Source organism: Pseudomonas sp. SIMBA_067, from assembly GCF_046534675.1.
Classification (GTDB): Bacteria; Pseudomonadota; Gammaproteobacteria; order Pseudomonadales; family Pseudomonadaceae; genus Aquipseudomonas; species Aquipseudomonas putida.
Map to the genome: position 1 here is coordinate 337484 of NZ_JAWRYH010000001.1, position 21012 is coordinate 358495.

Below are 21012 nucleotides of genomic sequence, written 5' to 3' on the forward strand. Positions count from 1 at the left end.
CTCAATGCTTTTGACTGCAGCTGACCAGTGGCACGAAAAGGACGCCGACAAAATGTTTGCGTGGGGTGCGCGATTAAAGGCCAAATCCCTGTCTTGACCGTTCGTCGGATTAAACGCAACGTTTGTTTCTGCCAAGGGCCGAATCCTCATAAAACAAGCGCATCGCTCAGGAGGCCTGATGAAGTTGAACAAGGACCGCGCCACCATCATCTGCCGACATGGCAAGCAAACCCATAAATGGTTATGGGTGAGAAAGTCCAAAGGCGCCTGGACCCTTCCCGGTGGCAAGATTGAACCTGGCGAAACGCCCATGCAGGCAGCAGAGCGTGAATTGCTCGAGGAGACCGGGTTGCAGGCCGATTCCCTGACCTTGTTGATGCGCCACGAAACCTCCGAGCGAATGCACTACGTATTCGAAGCAGAGTTTGCCAACGCACCGCAACCCAAGGCACGGCATGAAATTGCCGATTACCGCTTCGCCCACCTAAACCAGGCACCCGGGCTCAAAGGTGAAATCAAATCGCTTATCCGCTCGCTACTGGCTTGCGACAGAACCACTGCGGCGTCAGTCCGGTAAGGCTGCGCGGAATGTTGTCGCCGAACCTCGGGAGCGGGTTTACCTGCCAAGAGGCCCGCAAAGGCAAACGCTAGGCATGCACACTCCACTGAACTGACTCCGGCTCGATCGGCATCTCGTCGATGGCATGAATCATCCCGTTCTCCAGGGCCTCGCGTGGGCTCAGAATTCGCGGGTGGGCCATCAGGTATCGCGGCACATCCAGCACCTGCGCCGCACCCTCGGTCCGTTCGGCAACGATCTGCGCATACAACTCCAGATCGTAATCGAGGCTCATTGCATATTCGGCCATCCGCGCATGGTCAACCGAACCATGCAAGGTCCAGTGAAACGGATGGAACAGGAACTTGCTGAAGCTGCACGCCGTGCGCCGCTCCCCCGCCAGGAACAGAATATTACCCATGGATTCCACCGTGCCCAGGTTGTGGGTATGCACCGCTACCGGCAATGCCCGCAAGAAGTTGTACAGGGTAAACCCGTAACTGCATTCGCCGCCCATGGTGGCGATGTTCAATTGCAGGATCCCGGCGCCCTGTTGCAACGCCCGCGAGCAGGTGTTGATCAGGTTGCCACAGGTCGACGAATTGATCGGCCCGGTGAAATGAATGATATGTCTGGCCATGCTTTCCTCCAGGGTTGGCAGGCATCCCTTGCACTGCTGGGTATCGTCACCCTGCCCGGCCACCTGCCAAGGCTGACCTTCCTAAAGCCTGATATGCGGTGGAAACGCCAGGGGCTGCAAAGTTCAACCCGGCATCGGTCTCTCCGTTGGTCAAGCGCGTTGAACCTCCGCTACTGATCACGAGTCGACCGATTCAGGACCGTCTTGAGGACCTGACGAGGGCCCTGTGCCCTGGAGGTGGAAAATGCGCTTTTCTGTGCTGATGGTGATGGTTGCAAGCCTGGCCAGTGGCCAAGCCCTGGCCGAAGCTTGCAATGTGCTGACCCGCTCCTCCAGCGATGCGGTAACGCCGGTGGACCGGCACACCTGCTACAGCTACAGCAATCTGCCTGCAGAAGCGATCAACTGGTCGTGCAGCAACGAGAGCAAGGACATGCTTAATAGCGAGAAGCGCAAGGTAGAGCGCTGTGCGGATGGCAGCGTTGGCAGCTGCATCGCGCCCTTGACTCAGGAAGCGCTGGCCAATCCCAAAGCCGTCGGTGGCGACAAGCCGGCTTTGCCCAAGGATGCCCGCGTGATCACCTACTACTACGATACTCCCAGCCTGGGCCAGGCACGAACCGACTGCGAGCGTAACAACGGTGTCTGGCAGACTCATTGAATCTTCTAACCCATGCCTGTCCCTGTCGCAGCAACTAGCTTGCTCATCAACTGCAAGTCAGCGGGTGCGCTATGGGACCGGCTCTAGCCGCGAACACCGGCAACGCCGGTGCCATCCACCGCGTTTTCGATCAGCGCTCAAACCTGGCTGAACAACACCCGCTTGAATGCCTCGGCCGCCAGGTGCACCTGCACGGCCCAATCCCCTGCGGCATCGCTGCCGGCATCATCGGAAATGTATTTCAGGCACACAAACGGAATACCTTCGTTACGCGCTATCAACGCCAGCACGTAGGCTTCCATGTCGACCACATCATAAGGCGCGTCGCCATGGTTGACTTCGAAGCTGTCACCGCTGCCACAGGTTTCCAACGGCAGGCCGGGGATTGCTGCGCCATGTTCCAGGACTACCGGGATATCCGAAAAGGGTGTTTCGTAACGGGCAAAGCCCAGCGGTGTCACGTCCATGTCGCGTTGTACAAAACGGTTACAGCACACCACCTGGCCCTTGCCATGGCGCTGGCTGCCCGCCGAGCCAAGGTTGACGATAAGTCTGGGCCTGCGGGTTGCAACCGCCTTGGTCAGTGCGATCGCCGCATTGACTTTGCCAATGCCGGTGAACACGGTGTTCACCTCTGTGAAGACATCGCCAGCCTCGGCCTCGAGGGCGAAGACGAACAGCGTGTCATCCAGGGAAATGTCGGGGAATTGCTTGATCAGCATCATGGAGCAGGTGTTTCCGCGTGGCTGCAAGGGGCGCGGCCATTGTCGGCCAACCCCGGCTAATTGCAAGTCCCGGCCGCCACCACGGCCTGCAGCGCCTGTGCCTTGTCGAGCCCGCCCTCGATGGCCTGTGCCAGGCGGTGCAACTGCTGGTCGGCATGGGTGCCGTCGCGCAGCAGGTGCCGGGCATGCTGACAGGCACGCTCGGCATCCACGCTGTCGACCGGCACCTGCTCCTGCAACTGGCCAAGCCAGCCTTCGGCCGTGACTGGCTGTTGCTCGTGCATACCGATGAATTGTGCATGGCGCCCATAGCGCATGGCGCGCCAATAGTTCTCCTGGGCGATCCAGCGCAGTTCGCGGTTGCTGGGCAACAGGTCATGGCGACCGGTAATGGCGTGCTCCACCAAATGGCGAAACAGCGCGGCGATGCACAGGGCATCTTCCAGTCGCGGGCAGCCATCGCAGATACGCAACTCTACCGTCGGGAAGCGCCGCGAAGGCCGAATGGCCCACCAGAAGTCGCCATCCACAGCCAAGGCACCGGTTCGCTGCAACAAGGCCCGGTAGCGTTCATAGGCGGCCCAGTCCGGCAAGGCCTCGGGCAAACCCATGTGCGGCCATTCCCCGCAAATCACTCGGCGGTAGCTCATGTAGCCGGTACGCTGGCCAGCCCAAAAGGGCGACGAGGTGCTCAGTACCAGCAACAACGGCAACCAGCCTAGCAAGCGGTTGATCAGTTGCATGCGGTCACAACCTGGCGGAACACCAACGTGCACATGCAAGCCGTTGAGCAGGCTTCGCCGGGCCACATGCCGGTAGTCATCGAACAGTTGCTGATAATGTGCCGGGGCTGCAGCCTTCTGCCGCAGCCAGGCGGCACTGGGGTGACTGGCCGCACCGTAAAGTCCCATCCCCTCCTCGGCCAGCGCCACGCTCAAACGCTGCCGCCTCTGCTGGAAGAACTCACGTGCTTCATGAAGGTTGCTGAACACCGGGGAGGCCAGCTCGATCTGGCTGCGGAACATCTCCTGGGCAAAGTATTGGCCCAGCACTTCGCGACAACGCCCAATTACCGCAGGGGACGGTGTCGCAGGGACCTGTCCTGAGTCCAGCCTCACCAGCAGGTATTCCTCCTCGATGCCAAATGTGCAGGCCCGGGCCATGTTGCCTCAGCGATGACGGGTTACCGTGAGCGCCACGGCGGCGATGCGTTCGACCTGCTCATACCCCGGTTCGGCCAGTTGCTCGCCAAACACGTCAGGGTCGATCTCGCGGTACACCCAGGCCCATTGTGGCCCCGCCAGGCGCAAGCGGACAGCTTCGAGCAAGGGGTCGCGGCCATCGACAATGGCCACGCCGGTGTATAGCAGCAAGGTGCCGTGGCGGGTCAGGCGTTCGCATGCCTGCTCAACGATGCGCAGCGACAGTTCAGCGCCCAGCGCACCACCGCCGTGGCGATAGGTGCGGGCGCTGCGGTCGAGCATGTATGGCGGGTTGGCGACAATCAGGTCGAACGTACCGGTGATGCCGTCCAGCAGGTCGCTGGGCGCTATCGACACATTACTCACCCCCGCCAGCGCCGCGTTGATCGCGGCGTAGCGCAACGCCAAGGGGTTGATGTCCACGGCGCTGACCTGCGCATGCTGAGCGGCGCGAGCGATCAGCAGCGCACCCACCCCGCTGCCGCAGCCGATATCGACTGCATGCTCGACCGGCATGGGGTGGTGCTGCAGGTGCTGGTGGATGACCTGGGCAAAGCGGTAGCTGTCCGGGCCGAAGAACACCGCATCGCTGGCGTCGGTGGGGAACGCTGAATGCAACAGCAGCAGGTCGTCCAGGCTGGACCAGCGCACCGCACTGCCCAGCAGTTCGCCCCTTGGGACCAGCACCTGCGCGCGTTCGAGCAACTTAAGTTCATCATTTGATACGAGGCCTGGGGCGAAAGGTCGGCTCCAGCCGAACACGTCGCGCAAGCTGCTGGCCTGTCCGGAACCCTCGCGGGCATTGACGCGGCTGTGGGTCGCGGGTGTCACGCAGGTAAATCGGTAGCCGTCCGCGCGTAACCGCTGGCCCAGTTGCAGCAACGCCTGGTCGGCCTCGACTTGTGTGGCATCAAGCATCATCAGCGGGGTTCCTCCTGAAGCAGCCCGGTGGTGCGAATGTATGCCCGGGTCGCCGCCAGGCCCTCTGGTGTGGCATGGCGGTTGCCGGCCATGCGCCCTATCAACGCGGCGACTGCTTCACCGGGCATTTCGCCTTGTGATTCCCCCGGGGATTCGGGCAGGCCCCAGCTACCGGGCGCTACACGGCGGATCGTGGGCCGCCAGGTGTCGGCGATCCAGTCGTGCCACAGTTGTTTCTCGTAACTGTTGAACACACCGAACATCACCGCCGTGGGCCCTTCGATCAGCTTCCACCAGCGGCTGTGGGCCGGGTCCTGGCCCCGCACAATCCAGCCTTGGGCCTGCAACGCGGCAACGAACTCGGGCATGGCGCCGGGTGTGGCCAACCACTGATTGATAGTGCGCTGCTGCAGGCGGCAGCGGTCGGCATGCATGAACTGGCCGTAAATACGCTTGCGTTCCAGGGCTGCGAACAGTTCATCCTGCAGGTCGAACTGGCGGATCAGGTCAGCTGCCGCAATACCCAGCTCGTTCAGGCGATAACCGTTGCGCACCCTGTTGTAGAACGCCTTCTGGTCGTGATGGGGGCTGAGCTGGCGCAGGGCCTGAAGCGATAGCTGAGCGTGGCCGCTGGCGGCATTGTCGATCGTCACATGCAACTGGAAGTACTGGCCGTCGATGCCCAGCTCTGCCAGCTCGTAAGTGGTGATCAGCAGGTGCAGCGGTGGTTGTTCATAGCCGAGGTTATAGCCAATGACCTCAGGCAGCTGCGTGTTGCAATGCTGCCCCAGGGCCAGCTGCAGGCTGCCTTGGAGATACCGTGCATCGTCCAGTGGCATCGCCTCTACACACCCCAGGCGACCCAGCAGACGCTGGTAGATCAGCACATGATTGCAACGCGGGTCACCATTGCCAAGCTCTTCCAGGTAAGTCCGGATCAGACCGTGAAAACGTGGGTCGCCCCAGTGCTGCAGCGTGCCGTGCAGCCAGGCTCCATCCACCGCTTTGGTCGGTGCAACCTGTTGCAGAAACCACAGCGCATGGGCGCGGCAGGTAAAGAAGCGGCGTGGTGCGCCTTGCCGGCGTTGCTCAAGGTAGTCGGCGTAGCCGGCGGCGACATCGCCAGCGCACCTCGCGCTCCAGGCTGGCAAATTCGAAGGTGAGTCAGGCAGGTCATCCGGCAAACGTGCAGCACGTGAAAGTTGTTCGTCGAGCCATGCGTCGCTGCCGTCATAGTGGCCTGTCAGCATTGCCTGATAGCGCTGTTGCACGCTGGACCGCTCGGCGGTCATTGGCAACATTGGAGCGGTGTCGCGGTTCATCACCCTCATGCCGTACTCCTTGTGGGCCTATTGGCTCGGTTTCTGCCCCGGCATCGGTTCCGGGTCGGGCGCAGGCTGCGGTGCCGGCTTTGTATCGGGTTGCTGCATCTGCAGTGATGGCTTGCTGGGGTCGGCATCCTTGCCCGGGTGGTCATTGTCGCGGTCAAAGCAGCCGCCGACCAAAGTCAGCGAGCCCATGAGGATGATCAGTGGAGTCAGTCGCATGGGTATTCCCCCTTTGGCTGATTGCAGTGCCAGGTCGCCCCGGCACTGCGCGTCGGTCAATTACGAGCGGCCGCCCTTGCGGCCCGACTCGTGCGGCATGTCCTTGCCAGAGGACTGGCCGCCCTTGCGTCCGGCTTCGGAAGCCTTGTCACGATCGTTGGCGAAGTTGCCTGGGTTCTTGTTACCGCCTTGGCTGCCTTGTTGGTTGCCGGTACGGCTGTTGTCTTTAGTGGCCATGGTGTTCAAACCTCGTATGACTTCGGAATGCACGGCAAGCTGCCGTACACAGGTTGGGAGTTCGGCGATATCGCGGGATTCGTTTTATTGCGAAGGGTTCGGACCGGCGGCGTTAAATAAGCGGCAACGCCATATTTGGTGCGCCTGTCAGTCGTGCGGCGGGTTATCCAGATGGGCCTGGCGGCGGCCCAGCCAGCTCCCGGTCGCAGCCCAGCCCAAGGCAATCACGGCGCCGATCAGCATCGCCAGTTGCGGGTGCTCACCCATTACGTCCAGCGCACGCTTGACCCAGCCGCTGAGGGCATCGCCGCCTCGGTAGACCACCGTGTCGATGAAGTTCTTGGCCTTGTACTTGTCCTCGGCGGGCAGCACGGTGAACAGCATCTCCCGCCCTGGCCGCACCAACGCGTACTCGCCGGCCCGGCGCACCACCATCACCACCACGAATACTGCGAACACCGGGGCCAGTGCCAGCCACAGGAAACCTGCTGCCATTACCAGCGGCACCGCCACCAGCAGCACCCCCACGCCCATGCGCCGGGCCAGGCGCCCGGTGAGGAATACCTGAGTCAGGATGGCCAGGGCCTGCACCACCGTATCGATCAGGCCGAAGACCTGGGTTTGCCGGGTGCGGTCGGTGAAGGTTTCACTGACGATGCGCGCCTGCTCGAAATACAGGAAGGTGCTGACGCTGGCCAGCAACACCACGAACAAAGCGATGCCCAGCAGATACGGGGAGCGCAACACGGCGGTAGCGCCGGCAAACGGGTTGCCACCCAAGGGCCGCGAGCCCGCCCGCTCGACCTGTTCAGGTAGTGGGTGGCGCAGTCGCCAGCGCTGCAGGAACAGCGCGGCACCGATACTGCCCAGCAGAAACACTGCGGCCAGCACCAGCAGCCCGGAATGGCCCAGGGGGGCCACCAGCAAGGTGCCAAGGATTGGGCCGCTGAGCCCGCCCAGGCTGGCCCCGGCGGCCAGCAGGCCGAACAGGCGCTTGCCCTGCGCAGTGGAAAACAGGTCGGCGAGCACGCTCCAGGCCAGGGAAATGGTCAGCAGGTTGAAAACCGATAGCCAGATGTAGAAGGCTCTGGCGGCCCAAAGATCGTCCGGGTTGCCGGCAAACAGCGCCGCGAACAGCAACAGGTTGCTGGCAAAGAAACCGTAGGTCCAAGGCAGGATATACCTGCGCTGCACCTTTGACGCGAGCCAGCCAAACAGCGGCAGGCAGGCCAGGGTGGCGATGAAGGTGCCGGTGAATAGCCATTGCAGGTTGTCTACACCACCGGCGACGCCCATGGTTTCTCGCACCGGGCGCAGCATGAAGTAGCCGGTGAACAGCAGGTAGAACAGCATCAGACCGGCGATTACTGCTGGCCCCTCGCCGGGCTGAATGTTCAGCCCTTGGTCCAGGCGCCGCCGCCAGCCTTGCATGATGTCAGGCAAACTGCTTGATCAGCGCCTGTTGCTGCGCCTGGGTGAGCATGGGTGCTTGTCCGGCCTTGAGCTGGTCGAGCTGGCGATCGGGTCGGCCGGTGGCGGGGATTACCGTGGTCACTGCCGGGTGGCTGATGGCGAACTTGAGAAACAGCTGCGCCCAGCTGCCAATGCCTGCCTCAGCAGCCCAGCCGGGTAACGCCAGGTCCTTGACCTTGGCGAACAGGCGGCCATCGTCGAAGGCCCGGTTGATGAGCACCGCAACGCCCTTGTCCTGGCACAGCGGCAGCAGTTCGCGGGCAGCGTCGGGGGCATTGACCGAATAGTTGATCTGAATGAAGTCCAGCGGCTCGCTGCGCACGATACGGGCGACTTCGTCTTGGCCACTGTTCAGGTAATGGGTTATGCCGACATAGCGGGTCTTGCCCTGCCGCTTCAGCTCGCGGGCATAGGGCAGCTGGGTCTGCCAGTCACGCAAGTTGTGGATCTGTAGCAAGTCGACCTTGTCGGTGCGCAGGCTCTTCAGGCTGTCAGCCCATTGCGCTTCGGCGTCGGCACGGCTGTCGGCGGCGATTTTGGTGGCAATGAAGCACTGTCTGTGCCAGCCGCCCTCTTCCAGCAACTGCCCGAGGATGCTGTCGGCACCGCCGTAGTTGGGCGAGGTGTCGATCACCCGGCCGCCCCCTTCGAAGAATGCCTTGAGCACCGCTTTGAGCTGCTGATACTGGGCCGAGTCGGCTTGTACCTCAAAACTGCCGGAAGTACCGGCACCGATCACGGGTAACGCCTCACCGGTGGACGGTACTTTGCGGGTCAGCAAACCCGCCGGGGTGGCGGCGTGCAGCCAAGGGCTGACGGCGGCCAGCACCCCCAGCGTGGCACCCGCGCGTAGGACATCGCGACGTGCGTACATGGAAAAGCTCCCGTCATGAATCGGAAACTTTCAAGGCTAGCCGCACTATCCCGTGCCGGCAGGTGTTTCTGTATCTGGATGTTTAGTGATCAGGCCAGCAGCAGGCTCAGGTCAACACCCGTCTCGCCCATCGGCGGGCACCAGTAATAGCCACCGGTCAGTGGCCGACTGAAGCGGTACAGGCCGTCGATGATGCCGTCCTCGAGGCCGCTCATGCGCCGCAGCTGTACTTCAAATGCATCGAAGCTGTGGCCCAGGGCAACGAAGGCAAGGCCGGCGCCACGCTGGTCTGCCCAGGCCACCGAGCGACGGACCATGAATGCTTCGGGGTCAAAGCTTTCCTGGGCGGTGCGTTTGACGTGCGCAGACTCGGGCGCATCGTCCAGCTCTTCGTTGTCGCTCAGGCGGCGGCCGATGATGTTGTCCTGGTCAGCCTGGGGCAGCGACTTGAAGTACTCCAGGTCGTGCTTCCACAGCTGAAACGCCGCAAAGCTGGAGCCGTCGGCAGCAATGGCTGCCTGCACAGCGTCTTCGTCCACCGGGTTTTCGGTGCCGTCTTCATAGCCGGTCAGGTCATGGCCGCCACGGTGCAGGAAGCCGTCAACGCTGTCCGTCAGGCGCAGGGCTGGTGCCAGCGCGTGCTCCAGGGCCTGGGCGCGCAGTAGCAGATCGCCGCGCTCGTTACCGCGCAGCCACAGCCACAGCGCGTGCTGGGTGCTGGGGTTCTCCACGGCGGCGTCCAGCAGCGGGAAAGCTCGCAGGCCAGGCACAGCACGGCCCAGGGCCTTGGCCAGCGGTGCACCGACACCCAGGATCAGCTGGTCCCCATCGACCTGTGGCAGCAAGGCATCCAGAGCGGCGGGCAGCGCCTCGGGTGATTGCAGGGTGAAAAACAGGTGACGGGCATGGGCCGGCACCGGGGTGGCAAGCAGCCCTTTCTGGAACGGCATGACAGGCTAATCCTCGGATAAAAGCGGAATGCTACTGCGCCTGCAGGCCTGCTGCAATGCGGCATGCAGCCTCGCCAACTGCCGCAGTTGGTAACAAACGGTTACCAATAGCTGGCCCTTTGCGATTAGCTATCAATCAGGCTCGACCTACACTGCTCGAGATCGTTCGCCCGAGAGACTGCCCATGACTGCCTCGCCCTTGCTCACCGCCTTTCTGCCGCTTGCCTTGGGCATCATCATGCTCGGCCTTGGGCTGTCGCTGACCCTGGCCGACTTCGCTCGTGTGGTGAAGTACCCCAAGCCAGTGGTGGTGGGCCTGGCCTGCCAGATTCTGCTGCTTCCGCTGGTGTGCTTCCTGATCGCCAACGGCTTTGGCCTGGAGCCGGCCCTGGCGGTGGGGCTGATGCTGCTGGCCGCTTCGCCGGGTGGCACCACGGCCAACTTGTTCAGCCATCTGGCCCATGGCGATGTGGCGTTGAACATCACGCTCACGGCCGTCAACTCGCTGATCGCGATTTTGACCATGCCGTTGCTGGTGAACTTGTCGCTGAGCTGGTTCATGGCCTCGGACCAGGCCATTCCACTGCAATTTGCCAAGGTCTTGCAGGTGTTCGCAATTGTCCTGCTGCCGGTCGCCCTGGGTATGCTGATTCGCCATTACGTCCCTGCTTTTGCCACACGCATGCAGAAGCCTATGAAACTGGTGGCGGCACTGTTCCTGGCCTTTACCATTGTCCTGGCGCTGGCCAAGGATTGGCAGACCGTGGTCGAGTACGCACCGGTGGTGGGCCTTGCTGCGCTGTTGTTCAACCTGCTGAGCCTGGCCGTGGGCTACTGGGTGCCGCGCCTGTTGAACATCCCCAAACGTCAGGCAATTGCCATCGGCATGGAGATTGGTATTCACAACGGCACGCTGGCGATTGCCTTGGCACTGAGCCCTTCATTGCTGAACAACCCGACCATGGCGGTGCCGGCGGCACTTTACAGCCTGATCATGTTCTTCACGGCAGCAGGGTTTGGCTGGTGGGTGAGCCGCGGGCATGTGGCCGCGCAGCCCGAGGGTGAAACCGCAAATTGATGGTGCAGACCTGCACTGCCCCTTGCAGGAGCGGCACAAGGCCGCTCCTGCAAGGGGCCGAGCCAACCGCCCGGGTCGTTATTGCTGGCCCCGCTCGCGCCGAAGCTGCTGCTTCAACACCTTCAACGGCGGCGCATAGAAAAACCCGAACGACACACTCCCCGTGCGCCCCTTCACCGCGTGGTGCAACTGATGCGCACGGTGCAGCCGCTTGAGGTACCGGTTGACCGGCCGTGGCGCGCGCGGCCAATGCCGGTGAAAGAACCCGTCGTGGGCCACGACATACAACATGCCGTACCCCGCCACCCCGCCACCAATCCACTGCAAAGGGGCATAACCACTTTTGCCCAAGGCGACCAGCGCTGTGGCGATCAGCCCCAGCGCCACCAGGTACAGGTCGTTGGTTTCGAGCATGCCCAGGTGTGGCTCATGGTGCGAGCGGTGCAGCCACCAGCCCCAGCCATGCATGATGTACTTGTGAGCCAGCGTGCCAACGCCCTCCATGGCCACCAGGGTGCCGAACAATACGGCGAGATTGAACAGCATGGAACGGTCCGGTGGATGGCAAAGGGAGGCGCAAGGTTACCGGCTGCCCAGGTTTTTTTCCATGCGGGCGTGACCGGTTGCAGGCCACCCACGGATGAAGCCATCGTCATGTTTTCACCCTTGACCTGCTCTGCCACGCGGCGTATGGTCCGCGACGCAATTTTGCCTTCCTCAACAGGAGACCTGCCTTGGACAGTAGCCCCAGTCGCTTGCGACAGGCCCACGTGGCGCGCTAGCCCGGCAGTTTCCTGCACTGTCTGGCCGCTCTGGCAAGACGGTGGTTTCCTGTAACCCCCGCTTCTTCTCCCCTCCTCGTGGTCCTGCGCATTTTTCTGGTTTTTCAACCACGCCAACTGATGGCGTTCATGCGGGCGTGTGCCTGCGGAAGAGGTTTGCTATGGATTGGAAAGTATTTCTGCTGCGCGTCAGCATTGCCCTGCTACTCGGAGCACTGATCGGCGCCGAACGGCAATTGCGCCAACGCCTGACCGGGCTGCGCACCAATGCGCTGGTAAGTACCGGTGCCTGTCTGTTCGTGCTGATGACCCAGGCGGTGCCAGGCATGGCGCCTGCCGATGCGTCGCGCGTCGCCGCCTATGTCGTGTCGGGTATTGGCTTTCTCGGTGGCGGTGTGATCATGCGCGATGGTTTCAACGTGCGCGGCCTGAACACCGCGGCCACATTGTGGTGCACGGCTGCGGTCGGCGTGCTGTGTAGCTTGGGGCTGTTGCTGGAGGCAGCATTGGGTAGCCTGGTGGTGCTATGCGCCAATATCCTGTTGCGTGATATCGCCCAGCGCCTGGACCGACAGGACGTGGTGCCGGCCAGCGAAGTGGAACAGCACTTCGAAGTGCGCATCGTCTGCCGCGCCGAGGACGAAATCCAGGTGCGCAGCCTGATGCTGCATAGCCTGGGCGATCCGCAGCTGCGCTTGCAGTCACTGCAGAGCGAAGACCTGGCCCCCCCTGCGCGCCTGGAAGTGCGCGCCGAACTGCTGGGCACTGCGCAGGCACCGGCGCAACTGGAGCGGCTGGTCAGCCGGGTCAGCCTGGAAAAAGGCGTAAGCTCGGTGCGCTGGCAATTACAGCCGCAGGTGTTGGCGGCGGACTAGAACGACAGGAGTGATTCATGCTTATCCGCCCTACCCTTGAACATGATGTTCCATCCCTGCCGGACATCGAGCGTTCGGCAGCCCAGGCATTTGTCGGCTGGCCGGGACTGGCCTGGCTGGCCCAGGGTGATGTGATGGATTGCGCTGCGCACAGGGCTTTCGTCGAGGCAGGTGGTAGCTGGGTGGCTGAGGATCCTGCCGGGCGCATTGTGGGGTTTGCATGTGCCCGGCTTGTGGGCCAGGCACTGCACCTTCATGAGCTATCGGTGCGCCAGGAAGCCCAAGGAAAAGGGGTCGGCCGCCGGTTGCTGCAGCAAGTCACAGATGCAGCGCGTTGCGCAGGTGTGGGCGAGCTGACGTTGACCACCTTTGTCGATGTACCCTGGAATGCGCCTTTTTATGCACGGTTCGGGTTTGAAATTATCGATGAGGGGCTGCTGGGCGAACGACTCCGGGGCATTCTTGCCAGTGAGCACGCTCACGGTCTGCAAGGGCGATGTGCAATGCGCCTCTGCCTTGCTCGTTAGCCGTCGGGGGCGCAAAGCCAGATCACGAATCAACGCCCAGCACTACACTCCCCGCCACACAATACCGGTCCCGCCCCTGCTGTTTGGCCTGGTACAACGCCCGATCTGCCGCCGCGACCAGCGCCTCAGCAGTCACGCCCTCCCGCGCCAGGTCGCCCACTGCGATCCCCGCACTGAACGATACCCGTCCCAACGGGCTGGCCGCATGCTCCAGCATCTGTCGGTGTAACAGTTGCTGCAGCTCCTGCACCAGCGCCTCTGCCCCACGGCCATCGGTGTCGGGCAACAACAGCGTGAACTCCTCGCCGCCATAGCGCACAGCCAGGTCGGCGGGCCGCTTCAAGGCCTGTCGCAGCACCTCGGCAAAGCGCCGCAGGCAGTGGTCGCCTGCCGGGTGCCCGTAGTGGTCGTTATAGGCTTTGAAGTAATCCAGGTCGAGCATCACCAGCGCCACCGAATAGCCCTGGCGGCGGGCCCGGCGCAGCTCTGACTCGAACACCGCATCCAGCCGGCGTCGGTTACCCAGCCCGGTCAGGCTGTCGGTCAAGGCCAGCGCTTTCAGTGTCTGATGTGCCTGGAGCAGCGCCCGCTCTATGGCAATGCGCTCGCGCAACTGGCGCAGCACCACACCTGCGAACGCGGCCAGCCCGACCAGTAACAGCAACAGTACCGCCACCGATTTGATTGCATCATGCCGCCAGGGCGCGATGATCGATTCACGCGACAAGCCCGCCTCCACTACCAGCGGGTAGCTGGACAACGCGCGATAGCCATACAGCCGCGGCGTGCCATCGATCACCGCGACCGCCTCGGCTACCCCTTCTGCGGCATACGGCAGGTGGTTACGGAAAATCTCGCTGTTGGCCAGGCTGCGGCCTACCACCTGTGCCACGAACGGGCGCCGTACCAGGATGGTACCGTCGCGCTTGGCCAGCACCAACGCGCCGCGTTCGTCGATCTTGAAGTCGCCGTAGTAGCGCACGAACCATTCCACTTTGATGGTGCCCAGCAATACACCGGCGAAGCTGCCGTCGGCATATTCCAGGCGCCTGGAAATAGGAATGATCAGATCGCCGGTCGAACGGCTGCGTACCACCGAACCGATACGTACCCCCCGGTCGGTGTGGTTGCGATGGTAAGCAAAGTAGTCGCGGTCGGCGTTATTGGCGTTGGGCGGGATTGCCGGCTGATCGGTAACGATCCAGCTTCCATCCGGGCCGTAAACGAACAGTCCGTGCAACTGCGGCATGATGCGTTTGTGCTGCACCAGCAAGGCATGCAGGCGCGGCCGGTCGATGCGCTCGAAACCGTCGCCTTCCAGGCGTTCGGCCAAGGCAGCGGTAATGGCGTCGACCTGGCGGATAGCGTCCTCGGCATGCTGCGCCGTGGCACGGGCCAGGTTGCTGACCATGTTCTCGGCATTGCTGTAGGCGTATCGGTAGTCACGCCAGATGCGCCAGCCTTCCACCAGCACAAATGCCAGCATCACTACCAACATGAAAGCCAGTACCAGGCGGAACAGCCCCACGGCGCGGCCCTCGCCTGTTAGCGCGAAAAGTCCGTCGTCATCCTGTTTCCTGGCTGCGCCCATTGGAGTCCCTGGCCATACCGCGTTCGCCGCCTTTCACTATAGTTCAGCGTCCCACAGACGAAACCGGAGGCGAAAAAGATTAAACCTTTGTCTCACCGTCACCCTCAACTGTACGCGACATTGAGGTCGCGCCACGGTTTAAGGAGTGAAGCATGAGCAATCTCTTCATCAAGCGCGTTGGTTTCTCCATGGTGTTGGGCCTGGCATCGGTGCACGCACTGGCGGCGAGCTCCGACGACTTCGTCGATGCGGCCACCGAGGCCGGCATTGCCGAAGTGGTCACCGGTAATCTGGCCAGGGAAAAAAGCCAGAATGCCGAAATCAAGACGTTCGCCCAGCAAATGGTCACTGACCACACCCAGGCCAACCAGAAACTCGGCGACATCGCCCGCAAGCTGGACATTTCCGTTCCGGACGAGGCAGCCATGACTGACAAGGTCAAGAAAATGATCCTGGAATGGCGTGATGAGTCGTTCGACAAGTCGTACCTCAACAATCAGGTCGACGCTCACGAAAAAGCGGTGGAACTGTTCAAGAAAGAGGCTGCATCGTCCGACAAGGCCGAGCTGAAGGCCTTTGCCAGCGAAACCCTGCCTAAACTCGAACAGCACCTGGAGCATGCCAAGGCGCTTCAGGCCAAGCACGCCAAGTGAGGCTCGCCATGAGTAACGATGCATTGAAAACCGAAGTGCTTACCCGCCTGCTGCATGCGCACCCTGAAGGGCTGGGCAAGGAAGTGCTGGACAACTACCGCGGTGAGAAAGCGGTGGCCGGCATGCTGAAGACACTGCAGGAAGCAGGCCTGATCCACGACGGCAGCGTGGTAGTGGGTAGTGATCACCAGATCAGCGTGCACTACCCGATCAAGCTGTCGGCGTCGGGGGTCGAAGCAGCGCGAAAAGCTGACGCCTGAATACTCGCCCGTCGGGCCCTAAGGCCGCTATTACGGCAAACCTGCTAGCTCAATGAGCTAGCAGGACGCTGTTGGAGCGCTGGGCATAGCCGCACTCACTTGTCCTTTTCAATGTCTCTGGGCGCCTTGGCCGGCCCTTGCGGGTCCACCTGTGGGTCGTCTACATCCGGGGAATCAGGGTCGAAACCAAGGTCGTCCGGTTTATCCGACTGCTCCGTCGAGTGGGGCCCCTCTTTGCGTACTTGCTCAGAATCATGCATGGCGTTTTCTCCCGTGAGTGTCAAAGGAAGAACACGCCAGCCACGGAAAGTTTGATTAATCTCCAACGGGTGCCAGCTGTGCGCGACATTGCGCCAGCGCCTGGTCCCGTTCCTTCAACTGTTCCTCAAAGCGCTGCAATTGCCGCGCTTGTTCGGCGCACAGGTCTCGTCTGGCCTCCAGGCTCTGCGCCTGCACATCCAGCTGACGGCGCATTTCCTCGCTGGCGCCTTGAGCCTGGGCCAGGATCGTGCGCAAGCCCTGAATCTGCGCATCGCGTTGCTCCAGCAACTCGTCCTGCGCCCGGCACTCGCTGGCCGCTTGGCGGTGTTCGCCCAACAAGCGCTCGTTGTCGCGGTGCAGGCGGGTCAGTTCATCCTGCTTGACGATCATGCCCTGCTGCAACTGCCGCACTTCCACCTGCATCTGCTGCAACTGCGCTTCGTGGCGGCGCTGCTCCTGCTCGCGCTGCTCACGGCTGGCATTGCGGTAGTGCTCCAGAGCATCGCGGGCATGGCGATGCTTGTCTTCCAGCGATTTGACCTGTTCGTCCTTGTCAGCCAGACGCACCTGCAGTTCGCCCAGTGACTGGTTGAGGCTGGCACTGCGCAGCTGTTCGGCCTGCAGGGTGCTTTGTGTGGACAGCAGCTTTTCTGTCTCGGCGGCCAATGCCGCTGCATCGATTTTGTGTTGCTGATGCGCTGCAGCCAGCGCCTGCTGGGCAATCTCCAGCTGCGCTTCAAGCGTTTCCCGCTGTTGAGTGAAGTTGCTTTCGGCCTGCTCGATCGTCAGGTCGGCCTCGTCCTGCAATTGGGTTGCCAGTTGCCCGACCAGGCGGCTCAGCACATCGCTCAGCGCGGCGCCGCCTTCGGAAGCCACCGGCTGCTGGCCGTTCAACTCCTTCAGGTAACGGTGAATGGTGGTCTTGGAGCCGGTATTACCCAGCTCGATACGTATGGCATCGATGCTGGGGTTCTCGCCCCGGGCAATCAGCGCCTGACGCGCCTGCTGCACTACCACCTTGTTGATACCGCCCCGGGCCATGCTTGCTCCTACGATTTTGTACTGTGTTATGTACCATGTAATTACGTACTGATTATGGCGATATCCAATCGCTGCTGCAAACAGTTCCTGACATGGAATAATCACGGCTTATCGTATGTGATAAGCAAAATGCTGTTGTTTTCGACGCTGGCAGCCGTACGGAAGGCGCAGGGCACGACCTTGTGCCGGTTTCGCTTTGCCGCCACCATGGGCGTCCAGCACTGATCACCGACAGAAAATGAACCTGGAAAACTACAAGGCAATCGCCGACAGCATCGCCCTGCTGCTGTACCCGCACGCTGAAGTCATCGTCCATGACCTGCGCAGCCAGACGGTGGTGCACATCGCCAACAACTTCTCCCAGCGCAAGCTGGGCGATGATTCGGCGATCGATCACGAATTGGGCGATTTGCTTGACGGTGCCAACCTGGGCCCGTACGAGAAGCTCAACTGGAATGGCCAGAAGGTCCGTTCCATCAGTACCGTCCTGCGCAACGCAGATGGCGAAGCCGAGCACCTGATGTGCATCAATCTGAACGTGTCGGTACTGGAGCAAGCCCGTGTGGCGCTCGATGCGTTCTTCCAGATGGGCCGGCTGGTACCGCAACCTGACTCGTTGTTCCGCAACGACTGGCAGGAACGTATCAACACCTTCCTGCACGCGTGGCTGCAAGCGCGCAACCTGTCGCTACAGACACTGCAGATGAAGGACAAGCGCAGCCTCGTGCAGGCACTGCACGCCGAAGGCGCGTTCGAAGGGCGAAGTGGTGCTGACTATGTCGCCAACGTGCTGAGCATGGGCCGGGCCACCGTGTACAAGTACCTGAAAGAGCTGAAGACCTAGCAGTGCGACCGTGACCGACAGGAGGTCGCCAAGCGGGCGTGCTCGTGCACTTGCCTGGCATGGATAATTATTCTACTGTGGACAAATATTCCATAAGGAGCACAGCATGCCAGCCACTACAGCTTCACCGACCTTTGCCGACAGCCTTTACCTCGATGCACTCTACGAATCCATCAAGGAAGCACACAGCGCACTGCGCCCAGCCGTCAGCATTACACCACTCACCTACAGCGCCCGGTTGTCGGCATTGAGCGGCTGCGAAGTCTTGCTGAAATGTGAACACCTGCAGCACACGGGGTCGTTCAAGTTCCGTGGCGCCAGCAACAAGATCCGCCTGCTGCCGACCGAAGTACGCAAGCGCGGGGTAATCGCTGCCTCTTCCGGCAACCACGGGCAGGCACTTGCACTGGCCGGCAAAACGGCTGGCGTGCCAGTGACTGTCTACACCGCCACTTCCGCCTCGCCATACAAACTGGAGGCGATGCGTGCGCTGGGCGCCGAAGTGCTTTGCCTGCCCACGGACCCGCTAAGTGCAGAGCTGGAGGCAGCCAGGCAAGCCAAGGCTCAGGGTGTACCGTTCGTGTCCCCCTACAACGACCTGCAAGTCATTGCCGGCCAGGGCACCATCGGCATGGAGTTGTTCGAGCAGGCACCCGACCTGGACGCGGTGTTTGTCGCCGTCGGCGGTGGCGGGATGATTGCCGGCATCGGTGCCGCCCTGCGCGTACTCAAGCCGGGTACCGAGATAATCGGCTGCTGGCCGGCGAATGACCCTGCACTGGAGCGATCCCTGAAGGCCGGAGAGATTGTCGAGGTGGACGCCCGCGAAACGCTGTCGGACGGCACAGCTGGCGGCGTCGAGCCCGGCGCTGTCACCTTGCCGCTGTGCCAGGCGTTGCTCACCGATACCGTACTGGTCAGCGAAGACGAAATTCGCGCCGCCATGCGCGTTATCGCCAGCACTGAACGCTGGATCATCGAAGGCGCTGCAGCGGTTGCGGTCGCCGGCATGCAAAAGCTCGCCGAGCGCTATCAGGGCAAACGTGTCGCAGTGATCCTGTGCGGCCGTAACATCGTGCTGGAAAAATTCCTCGAGGCCGTGCAATGAAAGTCTTCAGCAAGGCGCAGATCACCGCCAGCTTCAATCCCGAGCTGGCGGTTAGCCTGCTGGAAGAAGGCTTCATCGCCTACTCCAACGGCAAGGTCCAGGTGCCGCCCGTGCAGGCCTTCGCATTTCAAGCGGCGAACGGTGACTGCTGCGTGAAATCGGCCTACATCGAAGGCAGCCCTACCTTCACCGTCAAGCTTTCAACCGGTTTTTATGACAACCCTTCCAAGGGCCTGCCGAGCAACGATGGCCTGATGCTGGTGCTCTCGGCGCTCACCGGGCAGCCGCTGGCACTGCTGCAGGACCAAGGCTGGCTGACCGCGATGCGCACCGCGCTGGCCGGGCGTATCGCTGCCCGGCTGCTGGCACCGGCCGAGGTCAAGGCCATTGGCATCCTCGGCACCGGCATGCAGGCGCAGATGCAGCTTGAACAGCTGCGCGCCGTTACCGATTGCCGCCAGGCCATTGTCTGGGGCCGGCATGAAAACGGGCTTGTGGCCTATGCAGCATTTGCCCGTGAACTGGGCTTTGAGGTTCGCACCACACGGGATGCGGCAGAGGTCGCGGGCGCGGCAAACCTGATTGTCTGCACCACCCCTTCCCGCCAGGCGCTGCTGCACAGCGAGTGGGTCCAACCGGGTACGCATATCACTGCCGTCGGCGCCGATGCACCCGGCAAGCAGGAGCTGGACCCGGCACTGGTGGCCAGGGCAGACCGCATCATCGTCGACTCGGTCGCCCAGTGCAGCCAGTACGGCGAAGTGGCTCACGCGCTCGAGAGCGGTCAGCTACACGCGAACCAGCTGATCGAGTTGGGTGCGCTGTTGGCCGGCCGCACCAAAGGGCGCGAGCACGACGGCCAGATCACCCTGGCAGACCTGACCGGCGTGGCTGTGCAGGATGCTCAAGTTGCGAGCTGCGCCCTGGCTGCACTGAGCACCTGAAGCCACAGCGAAGTCAGAGCAAACGCTGCACCTGTGCCGGCGTACGCTGCATCAGCACCTTGCCATTGCGTACCGACACCAGTGCATGCCCCTGAGTACGGACCATTTCGTAATCATCAGGCGCCGACAACAGCAACAGGTTCGCCGGCCGCCCCACCTCGATGCCATAGCGCTCGCCAAGGTTCAAGGTGCGGGCGCTGTTATCGGTGACCAGGTCAAGGCAACGCTGCAGGTCTTCGTAGCCGAGCATGTGGCAGATGTGCAGGCCGGCTTCAAGAATGCGTAGGATGTTGCCATTGCCCAACGGGTACCACGGGTCGACGATGGAATCCTGGCCAAAGCACACGTTCATCCCGGCACGGTCGATCTCGGCAACACGGGTGACGCCACGGCGTTTAGGGTAGTTGTCAAAACGCCCTTGCAGGTGAATGCTCTCGGTCGGGCACGACACGAAGTTGATGCCCGACAGCTTTAGCAGGCGGAACAGCTTGTAGCAGTAGGCATTGTCATACGAGCCCATGGCCACGGTATGGCTGGCCGTCACCCGGGCCCCCATGCCCCGCACCCGGGCCTCTTCGGCCAGCACTTCAAGAAAACGTGATTGCGGGTCATCGGTCTCGTCGCAGTGCACGTCCACCAGGCAACCGGTACGCTCGGCCAGGTCCATCAGGAACTTCACCGACGACACGCCCTGGTCGCGGGTATTCTCGAAATGCGGAATGCCGCCGACCACATCGGCGCCGATGGCCACCGCTTCGGTCATCAGCGCCCGGCCGTTGGCGTACGACTCTATCCCCTCCTGCGGGAAGGCGACAATCTGCAAATCGACCAGTTCGCGCACTTCGTCACGCACTTCGACCATAGCCTTGAGCGCGGTGAGTTTCGGGTCGGTCACATCGACGTGGGTGCGCACATGCTGGATTCCGTGGTCCACCAGCATGCCGATGGTCTTTTTCGCACGGGCCTTGATGTCTTCATGGGTGGTGATTTCCTTGCGCTCGGCCCAGCATTCGATGCCTTCGAACAGGGTACCGCTCATGTTCCACCGGGGCTCGCCGGCAGTCAGTGTGGCGTCGAGGTGGATATGCGGTTCGACAAAGGGCGCCACCACCAGGTTTTGCCCTGCGTCCAGCTCATGGGCGGCAACGGGCGCCACCACCTCGGCCTTCGGCACGATGGCGGCAATGCGCTCGCCGTTCAGTTCGATGCGGAACAGGCCAGGCTTGCCGCGCAGCCGTGCGTTGATGATGTTCATGCTG

The 21012-nt window shown here is 62.1% G+C and carries 25 protein-coding genes; 10 read left to right on the top strand and 15 right to left on the bottom strand.

Annotation, left to right across the window (positions count from 1 at the left end; translation table 11 throughout):
- The first annotated feature begins 178 nt into the window (after positions 1-178).
- Entirely contained in the window at positions 179-577 is a 399-nt protein-coding gene (locus tag SB765_RS01610) for an NUDIX hydrolase (RefSeq protein ID WP_410930807.1), read from the top strand.
- A gap of 70 nt (positions 578-647) precedes the next feature.
- Here the strand turns inward: SB765_RS01610 and SB765_RS01615 are convergent, their stop codons facing one another.
- Positions 648-1199: an ATP-dependent Clp protease proteolytic subunit gene (locus tag SB765_RS01615; protein WP_410911642.1), complete on the bottom strand. Its 552-nt coding sequence runs from the start codon at positions 1197-1199 to the stop codon at positions 648-650.
- Between the two features lie 244 nt (positions 1200-1443).
- Here SB765_RS01615 and SB765_RS01620 point away from each other — a divergent pair, with 244 nt between their 5' ends.
- The gene (locus SB765_RS01620; protein WP_341795550.1) at positions 1444-1860 is read left to right on the top strand and encodes a hypothetical protein; all 417 of its coding nucleotides are present in this window, start codon (positions 1444-1446) and stop codon (positions 1858-1860) included.
- A 137-nt stretch (positions 1861-1997) separates the two neighbouring features.
- Here the strand turns inward: SB765_RS01620 and SB765_RS01625 are convergent, their stop codons facing one another.
- The 9 genes from SB765_RS01625 to SB765_RS01665 form a co-directional block, all read right to left on the bottom strand.
- The gene (locus SB765_RS01625) at positions 1998-2585 is read right to left on the bottom strand and encodes a nucleosidase (protein WP_410930808.1); all 588 of its coding nucleotides are present in this window, start codon (positions 2583-2585) and stop codon (positions 1998-2000) included.
- 56 nt (positions 2586-2641) lie between these two features.
- Positions 2642-3748, bottom strand: coding sequence for a carboxylate-amine ligase (locus tag SB765_RS01630; RefSeq protein ID WP_410930809.1), 1107 nt, complete (start codon positions 3746-3748; stop codon positions 2642-2644).
- Positions 3749-3754: 6 nt separating this feature from the next.
- Complete coding sequence (locus SB765_RS01635; RefSeq protein WP_410930810.1) at positions 3755-4708, bottom strand: methyltransferase; 954 nt, start codon at positions 4706-4708, stop codon at positions 3755-3757.
- The gene (locus tag SB765_RS01640; protein WP_410930811.1) at positions 4708-6039 is read right to left on the bottom strand and encodes an iron-containing redox enzyme family protein; all 1332 of its coding nucleotides are present in this window, start codon (positions 6037-6039) and stop codon (positions 4708-4710) included. Before SB765_RS01640 ends, SB765_RS01635 begins: the two co-directional genes overlap by 1 nt.
- Before the next feature lie 18 nt (positions 6040-6057).
- Positions 6058-6255, bottom strand: coding sequence for a hypothetical protein (locus tag SB765_RS01645; RefSeq protein WP_016499655.1), 198 nt, complete (start codon positions 6253-6255; stop codon positions 6058-6060).
- A gap of 60 nt (positions 6256-6315) precedes the next feature.
- Complete coding sequence (locus SB765_RS01650; protein WP_016499654.1) at positions 6316-6492, bottom strand: general stress protein; 177 nt, start codon at positions 6490-6492, stop codon at positions 6316-6318.
- A 147-nt stretch (positions 6493-6639) separates the two neighbouring features.
- Positions 6640-7923, bottom strand: a complete 1284-nt coding sequence (locus tag SB765_RS01655; RefSeq protein ID WP_410931052.1) for an NTP/NDP exchange transporter — start codon at positions 7921-7923, stop codon at positions 6640-6642.
- 4 nt (positions 7924-7927) lie between these two features.
- Positions 7928-8839 carry an aldo/keto reductase gene (locus tag SB765_RS01660; RefSeq protein ID WP_341795545.1) on the bottom strand — a complete coding sequence of 304 codons (912 nt, stop codon included), beginning with the start codon at positions 8837-8839 and terminating at the stop codon, positions 7928-7930.
- An 89-nt stretch (positions 8840-8928) separates the two neighbouring features.
- Positions 8929-9789 (bottom strand): Dyp-type peroxidase, encoded by an 861-nt coding sequence (locus tag SB765_RS01665; protein WP_341795544.1) that lies wholly within the window; start codon positions 9787-9789, stop codon positions 8929-8931.
- Between the two features lie 184 nt (positions 9790-9973).
- On the opposite strand from SB765_RS01665, the gene SB765_RS01670 reads away from it, so the two are divergent.
- Positions 9974-10867, top strand: a complete 894-nt coding sequence (locus tag SB765_RS01670) for a bile acid:sodium symporter family protein (RefSeq protein WP_410930812.1) — start codon at positions 9974-9976, stop codon at positions 10865-10867.
- Positions 10868-10945: 78 nt separating this feature from the next.
- Here SB765_RS01670 and SB765_RS01675 read toward each other — a convergent pair whose 3' ends face one another.
- Positions 10946-11413, bottom strand: a complete 468-nt coding sequence (locus SB765_RS01675) for a beta-carotene hydroxylase (protein ID WP_258911904.1) — start codon at positions 11411-11413, stop codon at positions 10946-10948.
- A gap of 397 nt (positions 11414-11810) precedes the next feature.
- Here SB765_RS01675 and SB765_RS01680 point away from each other — a divergent pair, with 397 nt between their 5' ends.
- Together SB765_RS01680 and SB765_RS01685 are read left to right on the top strand one after the other, a co-directional pair.
- A complete protein-coding gene (locus SB765_RS01680) occupies positions 11811-12524 on the top strand; it encodes an MgtC/SapB family protein (protein WP_410930813.1) in 714 nt (237 codons plus the stop codon).
- A gap of 17 nt (positions 12525-12541) precedes the next feature.
- Positions 12542-13051, top strand: coding sequence for a GNAT family N-acetyltransferase (locus SB765_RS01685; RefSeq protein WP_410930814.1), 510 nt, complete (start codon positions 12542-12544; stop codon positions 13049-13051).
- Between the two features lie 22 nt (positions 13052-13073).
- On the opposite strand, the gene SB765_RS01690 is transcribed toward SB765_RS01685, so the two are convergent.
- Complete coding sequence (locus SB765_RS01690) at positions 13074-14642, bottom strand: sensor domain-containing diguanylate cyclase (RefSeq protein ID WP_341795541.1); 1569 nt, start codon at positions 14640-14642, stop codon at positions 13074-13076.
- 152 nt (positions 14643-14794) lie between these two features.
- On the opposite strand from SB765_RS01690, the gene SB765_RS01695 reads away from it, so the two are divergent.
- Positions 14795-15295: a DUF4142 domain-containing protein gene (locus SB765_RS01695; RefSeq protein WP_410911653.1), complete on the top strand. Its 501-nt coding sequence runs from the start codon at positions 14795-14797 to the stop codon at positions 15293-15295.
- 8 nt (positions 15296-15303) lie between these two features.
- Entirely contained in the window at positions 15304-15555 is a 252-nt protein-coding gene (locus tag SB765_RS01700) for a hypothetical protein (protein WP_341795539.1), read from the top strand.
- A gap of 95 nt (positions 15556-15650) precedes the next feature.
- On the opposite strand, the gene SB765_RS01705 is transcribed toward SB765_RS01700, so the two are convergent.
- Positions 15651-15815, bottom strand: coding sequence for a DUF6021 family protein (locus SB765_RS01705; RefSeq protein WP_241801080.1), 165 nt, complete (start codon positions 15813-15815; stop codon positions 15651-15653).
- 55 nt (positions 15816-15870) lie between these two features.
- Entirely contained in the window at positions 15871-16857 is a 987-nt protein-coding gene (locus tag SB765_RS01710) for a DNA-binding protein (RefSeq protein ID WP_341795538.1), read from the bottom strand.
- A gap of 238 nt (positions 16858-17095) precedes the next feature.
- Here SB765_RS01710 and SB765_RS01715 point away from each other — a divergent pair, with 238 nt between their 5' ends.
- The 3 genes from SB765_RS01715 to SB765_RS01725 all read left to right on the top strand — a co-directional run bounded on the left by SB765_RS01715 (position 17096) and on the right by SB765_RS01725 (position 19753).
- On the top strand, positions 17096-17701 hold the full coding sequence (locus tag SB765_RS01715; RefSeq protein ID WP_341795537.1) for a transcriptional regulator: 606 nt from the start codon (positions 17096-17098) through the stop codon (positions 17699-17701).
- 106 nt (positions 17702-17807) lie between these two features.
- A complete protein-coding gene (locus tag SB765_RS01720; protein WP_341795536.1) occupies positions 17808-18809 on the top strand; it encodes a threonine/serine dehydratase in 1002 nt (333 codons plus the stop codon).
- Positions 18806-19753, top strand: coding sequence for an ornithine cyclodeaminase family protein (locus SB765_RS01725; RefSeq protein WP_410930815.1), 948 nt, complete (start codon positions 18806-18808; stop codon positions 19751-19753). The genes SB765_RS01720 and SB765_RS01725 overlap by 4 nt, the downstream gene beginning before the upstream one ends.
- A 13-nt stretch (positions 19754-19766) precedes the next feature.
- Here the strand turns inward: SB765_RS01725 and codA are convergent, their stop codons facing one another.
- Positions 19767-21008 carry a cytosine deaminase gene (codA, locus tag SB765_RS01730; RefSeq protein ID WP_410930816.1) on the bottom strand — a complete coding sequence of 414 codons (1242 nt, stop codon included), beginning with the start codon at positions 21006-21008 and terminating at the stop codon, positions 19767-19769.
- Positions 21009-21012 lie beyond the last annotated feature (4 nt).

Bases quoted from the DNA above. Each gene is read 5' to 3' on its own strand.
- SB765_RS01700 (WP_341795539.1), top strand. From the start codon at position 15,304: ATGAGTAACGATGCATTGAAAACCGAAGTGCTTACCCGCCTGCTGCAT.
- SB765_RS01720 (WP_341795536.1), top strand. From the start codon at position 17,808: ATGCCAGCCACTACAGCTTCACCGACCTTTGCCGACAGCCTTTACCTC.
- SB765_RS01690 (WP_341795541.1), bottom strand. From the start codon at position 14,642: ATGGGCGCAGCCAGGAAACAGGATGACGACGGACTTTTCGCGCTAACA.
- SB765_RS01710 (WP_341795538.1), bottom strand. From the start codon at position 16,857: ATGGCCCGGGGCGGTATCAACAAGGTGGTAGTGCAGCAGGCGCGTCAG.
- SB765_RS01655 (WP_410931052.1), bottom strand. From the start codon at position 7,923: ATGCAAGGCTGGCGGCGGCGCCTGGACCAAGGGCTGAACATTCAGCCC.
- SB765_RS01610 (WP_410930807.1), top strand. From the start codon at position 179: ATGAAGTTGAACAAGGACCGCGCCACCATCATCTGCCGACATGGCAAG.
- SB765_RS01630 (WP_410930809.1), bottom strand. From the start codon at position 3,748: ATGGCCCGGGCCTGCACATTTGGCATCGAGGAGGAATACCTGCTGGTG.
- SB765_RS01705 (WP_241801080.1), bottom strand. From the start codon at position 15,815: ATGCATGATTCTGAGCAAGTACGCAAAGAGGGGCCCCACTCGACGGAG.
- SB765_RS01625 (WP_410930808.1), bottom strand. From the start codon at position 2,585: ATGATGCTGATCAAGCAATTCCCCGACATTTCCCTGGATGACACGCTG.
- SB765_RS01685 (WP_410930814.1), top strand. From the start codon at position 12,542: ATGCTTATCCGCCCTACCCTTGAACATGATGTTCCATCCCTGCCGGAC.
- SB765_RS01615 (WP_410911642.1), bottom strand. From the start codon at position 1,199: ATGGCCAGACATATCATTCATTTCACCGGGCCGATCAATTCGTCGACC.
- SB765_RS01620 (WP_341795550.1), top strand. From the start codon at position 1,444: ATGCGCTTTTCTGTGCTGATGGTGATGGTTGCAAGCCTGGCCAGTGGC.
- SB765_RS01645 (WP_016499655.1), bottom strand. From the start codon at position 6,255: ATGCGACTGACTCCACTGATCATCCTCATGGGCTCGCTGACTTTGGTC.
- codA (WP_410930816.1), bottom strand. From the start codon at position 21,008: ATGAACATCATCAACGCACGGCTGCGCGGCAAGCCTGGCCTGTTCCGC.
- SB765_RS01725 (WP_410930815.1), top strand. From the start codon at position 18,806: ATGAAAGTCTTCAGCAAGGCGCAGATCACCGCCAGCTTCAATCCCGAG.
- SB765_RS01670 (WP_410930812.1), top strand. From the start codon at position 9,974: ATGACTGCCTCGCCCTTGCTCACCGCCTTTCTGCCGCTTGCCTTGGGC.
- SB765_RS01665 (WP_341795544.1), bottom strand. From the start codon at position 9,789: ATGCCGTTCCAGAAAGGGCTGCTTGCCACCCCGGTGCCGGCCCATGCC.
- SB765_RS01695 (WP_410911653.1), top strand. From the start codon at position 14,795: ATGAGCAATCTCTTCATCAAGCGCGTTGGTTTCTCCATGGTGTTGGGC.
- SB765_RS01635 (WP_410930810.1), bottom strand. From the start codon at position 4,708: ATGATGCTTGATGCCACACAAGTCGAGGCCGACCAGGCGTTGCTGCAA.
- SB765_RS01640 (WP_410930811.1), bottom strand. From the start codon at position 6,039: ATGAGGGTGATGAACCGCGACACCGCTCCAATGTTGCCAATGACCGCC.
- SB765_RS01650 (WP_016499654.1), bottom strand. From the start codon at position 6,492: ATGGCCACTAAAGACAACAGCCGTACCGGCAACCAACAAGGCAGCCAA.
- SB765_RS01660 (WP_341795545.1), bottom strand. From the start codon at position 8,839: ATGTACGCACGTCGCGATGTCCTACGCGCGGGTGCCACGCTGGGGGTG.
- SB765_RS01715 (WP_341795537.1), top strand. From the start codon at position 17,096: ATGAACCTGGAAAACTACAAGGCAATCGCCGACAGCATCGCCCTGCTG.
- SB765_RS01675 (WP_258911904.1), bottom strand. From the start codon at position 11,413: ATGCTGTTCAATCTCGCCGTATTGTTCGGCACCCTGGTGGCCATGGAG.
- SB765_RS01680 (WP_410930813.1), top strand. From the start codon at position 11,811: ATGGATTGGAAAGTATTTCTGCTGCGCGTCAGCATTGCCCTGCTACTC.